Consider the following 3,678-nt stretch of genomic DNA (forward strand, 5'->3'; position numbering starts at 1 on the left):
ACATCTAGCAAGGCGCCACCCTGGCCTTCTCCCCCGGCTTCGCGATCCCCTACCACCAGGTTGTTCCGCGTGCCGACCTCGACGTGATCATGATCGCGCCGAAAGCTCCGGGCCACACCGTGCGTTCCGAGTTCGTGAAGGGCGGCGGTATTCCTGACCTGATCGCGATCTACCAGGACGCCTCGGGCAACGCCAAAAACGTTGCACTGTCCTACGCAGCTGGCGTGGGTGGCGGTCGTACCGGCATCATCGAAACCACCTTCAAGGACGAGACCGAAACCGACCTGTTCGGCGAGCAAGCCGTACTGTGCGGCGGTACCGTTGAACTGGTCAAAGCCGGTTTCGAAACCCTGGTTGAAGCTGGCTACGCGCCGGAAATGGCCTACTTCGAGTGCCTGCACGAACTGAAACTGATCGTTGACCTCATGTACGAAGGCGGTATCGCCAACATGAACTACTCGATCTCCAACAACGCTGAATACGGCGAGTACGTGACCGGTCCGGAAGTGATCAACGCTGAATCCCGTCAGGCCATGCGCAATGCCCTGAAACGTATTCAGGACGGCGAATACGCCAAAATGTTCATCAGCGAAGGCGCAACCGGCTACCCTTCGATGACCGCCAAGCGTCGTAACAACGCCGCTCACGGTATCGAAATCATCGGCGAGCAACTGCGCTCCATGATGCCGTGGATCGGTGCCAACAAGATCGTCGACAAAGCCAAAAACTAAGTCGTCATCCTTGTACGAAAAAACGCGGCCTCGGCCGCGTTTTTTCGTTTGAAACCGATGGTTCTGGTATAAAGCTGCATCGTTTGTGGCCGAACCGTCGTCACAGGCACCTGTCGAATTTTTTCCAAACCGTTGCAAGGTAATGTCCATGAGCGAACGTCCCGAAGAGCCGAACCAGGCTTCTGACGCCGAAAGCCTGCTGCCCATCGATGAACATGTCGAGGAAGGGCACGACGCAGAAGGTCGTAAAGTCCGGCATCGTGGTATCTATCTGCTGCCGAATCTGTTCACCACTGCGAACCTGTTTGCAGGGTTTTATTCCATCATCAACTCGATGAGTGCCCAGGCTGCGTTGAGCGCTGGTGACTCTGCGAATGCGAGCAAGTATTTCGCCTTCGCCGCGATCGCGATCTTCGTAGCCATGGTGCTCGACGGTCTCGATGGCCGTGTCGCGCGCATGACCAATACGCAAAGTGCCTTTGGCGCCGAGTATGACTCGCTATCCGATATGGTCGCTTTCGGTGTCGCACCGGCGCTGCTGGCCTTTGGCTGGGCATTGGGCGACATGGGCAAGGTCGGCTGGATGGTTGCCTTCATCTATGTAGCCGGCGCGGCATTGCGTCTGGCGCGTTTCAATACTCAGGTCGGTACGGCTGACAAGCGCTACTTCATCGGTCTGGCCAGCCCGGCAGCTGCCGGCGTGGTCGCGGGTATCGTCTGGGCCTTCAGCGATTACGGCATTCAGGGTTCGAAGATGTCGTTCCTGGTCGCGCTGATGGTGGCGGCTGCCGGCATGCTGATGGTCAGCAACATCAAGTACAACAGCTTCAAGGAGCTGGATCTGAAGGGGCGCGTACCGTTCGTGGCGATCCTCGCCGTGGTTCTGGTGTTCGCCGTAGTGTTCAGTGATCCACCACGCATTCTGCTGCTGGTGTTCCTCGCTTATGCGGCTTCCGGCCCTGTGCAATACCTGTTGCATCTTCGTCGGCGCAAAAACGTCGAGTGATGTAATTTCCCGCATACTCCGCAGTCTATGGGTGCATCTGTCCTCCAAAGCTGCGGAGTTGCCATGCTGATCAAATTCCCTAAAGCGTCCGACTGCCATGAGTCGGATGTCACGCCTGAATCCATTTATCTCTCACGTCGGCAATTGCTCGGAGCTACCGCGGCCGGTATCGCCGTGAGCAGCCTGCCGCGTTGGGCCAGTGCCGAAGACGCGGCGCGTTATGCCGATGTCGAGCCGGGCAAGGCGCCTGCATGGTTTGCCGAAAAGCTTCCTTCTACCCAGTGGGGCGCAGTCAACGTCAAGGACGAGGCGATCACGCCTTATAAAGACGCGACCCATTACAACAACTTCTATGAGTTCGGCACCGACAAGGGCGACCCGGCGGCCAATGCCGGTTCGCTGAAAACCGAGCCGTGGAGCGTTGTCGTCGATGGGGAAGTGGGCAAGCCCGGGCGTTACGCGCTGGAAGACTTCATGAAACCGTACCAATTGGAGGAGCGTATCTATCGCCTTCGCTGTGTTGAGGCGTGGTCGATGGTCATCCCGTGGATCGGTTTTCCGATTTCTGCGCTACTCAAGCAGGTCGAACCGACTTCTAAGGCGAAATACATTCGCTTCGAAACGCTGCAGGATCCCAAGACCATGCCAGGCCAGCGTTCGGGGTTCGCCCTGATCGATTGGCCGTATGTAGAAGGCTTGCGTCTGGATGAGGCGATGAATCCCTTGGCGATTCTGGCGGTTGGCATGTATGGCCGTGAGTTGCCGAATCAGAACGGTGCGCCGTTGCGTCTGGTGGTGCCGTGGAAGTACGGCTTCAAAAGTGTGAAGTCCATTGTGCGGATCAGTCTGGTCAGCGAGCAGCCCAAGACCACTTGGCAGAGCATTGCGGCAGATGAATACGGGTTTTATGCCAACGTGAATCCGACGGTCGATCACCCGCGCTGGACTCAGGCACGGGAACGGCGTCTGCCGAATAGCCTGTTCAAGCCGAATGTGCGTGATACGCAGATGTTCAACGGCTACGCGGATGAAGTTGCTTCCTTATATACAGGGCTCGATCTGCGGAAGAACTATTGATGCGATATCCGTTCTGGCGTGTAGGCGTTTTTATCGCTGCGGCGATTTGGCCATTGCTTTGGTTTTATCAGGCGTTTGCCGATTTGCTCGGCCCTGATCCAGGCAAGGTGTTGGTTGATCGGTTGGGGCTGGGGACGCTGGTATTGCTGTTGATCACATTGAGCATGACGCCGTTGCAGAAATTGACGGGGTGGGCGGGGTGGATTGCTGTGCGCCGTCAGTTGGGACTCTGGTGTTTTGCTTATGTGGTTCTGCACCTGTTCAGCTATATGGCGTTCATCCTTGGTTTCGACTGGTCGCAGTTGGGCGTGGAGTTGCGTAAGCGGCCATACATTATTGTCGGTACGCTGGGCTTTCTCGGTCTGTTGGCGTTGGCAGTAACGTCCAATCGCTACAGTCAGCGCCGTTTGGGTGTGCGCTGGAAGAAACTGCATCGGTTGGTGTACGTGATTCTGGGGTTGGGATTGCTGCATATGCTGTGGATCGTGCGTGCTGATCTCAAGGAGTGGGCGATCTACGCCTTTATAGGTGCAGTGCTGTTGCTGCTGCGTGTGCCTGCCGTCGCGCGTCGCATCCCGCGTTTGCGGACTAAAAAGCAGGTTTTGCAATAAAACTGAAATTAACGGTTGACGGCAGATTCAGGAAGTCTATAATTCGCCCCAATTCCGGCGCAGTCGAAACGGAAAACTCCTTGAGATTCAATGAGTTATACGGGTTTCGACAGCGGCTTGCTTCAGTTCATCGAAGCCTGGAAGGAGTTGAAAGGGCGGTGATGTTTGGCTCTTTTGACGGTTCGATCTTCTCGGTCGAAAGCGGAGAAAAAGAGGTGTTGACAGCAGCGTGTAACGCTGTAGAATTCGCCTC

The 3,678-nt window shown here is 56.4% G+C and carries 3 protein-coding genes and 1 pseudogene; all 4 read left to right on the forward strand.

What is annotated here, in order from left to right:
* Positions 1-8 precede the first annotated feature (8 nt).
* A pseudogene (gene ilvC, locus ACIP8I_RS26955) lies at positions 9-731 on the forward strand (ketol-acid reductoisomerase); the annotation flags it as partial.
* A gap of 148 nt (positions 732-879) precedes the next feature.
* On the forward strand, positions 880-1,737 hold the full coding sequence (gene pssA / locus ACIP8I_RS26960) for a CDP-diacylglycerol--serine O-phosphatidyltransferase (protein ID WP_007963928.1): 858 nt from the start codon (positions 880-882) through the stop codon (positions 1,735-1,737).
* A 63-nt stretch (positions 1,738-1,800) separates the two neighbouring features.
* On the forward strand, positions 1,801-2,814 hold the full coding sequence (gene msrP, locus ACIP8I_RS26965) for a protein-methionine-sulfoxide reductase catalytic subunit MsrP (RefSeq protein WP_400764902.1): 1,014 nt from the start codon (positions 1,801-1,803) through the stop codon (positions 2,812-2,814).
* Entirely contained in the window at positions 2,814-3,425 is a 612-nt protein-coding gene (gene msrQ, locus ACIP8I_RS26970) for a protein-methionine-sulfoxide reductase heme-binding subunit MsrQ (RefSeq protein ID WP_400764903.1), read from the forward strand. The genes msrP and msrQ overlap by 1 nt, the downstream gene beginning before the upstream one ends.
* Positions 3,426-3,678: the final 253 nt, after the last annotated feature.

Origin of the sequence: Pseudomonas sp. NPDC088414 (assembly GCF_044753325.1) — a bacterium.
Classification (GTDB): domain Bacteria; phylum Pseudomonadota; class Gammaproteobacteria; order Pseudomonadales; family Pseudomonadaceae; genus Aquipseudomonas.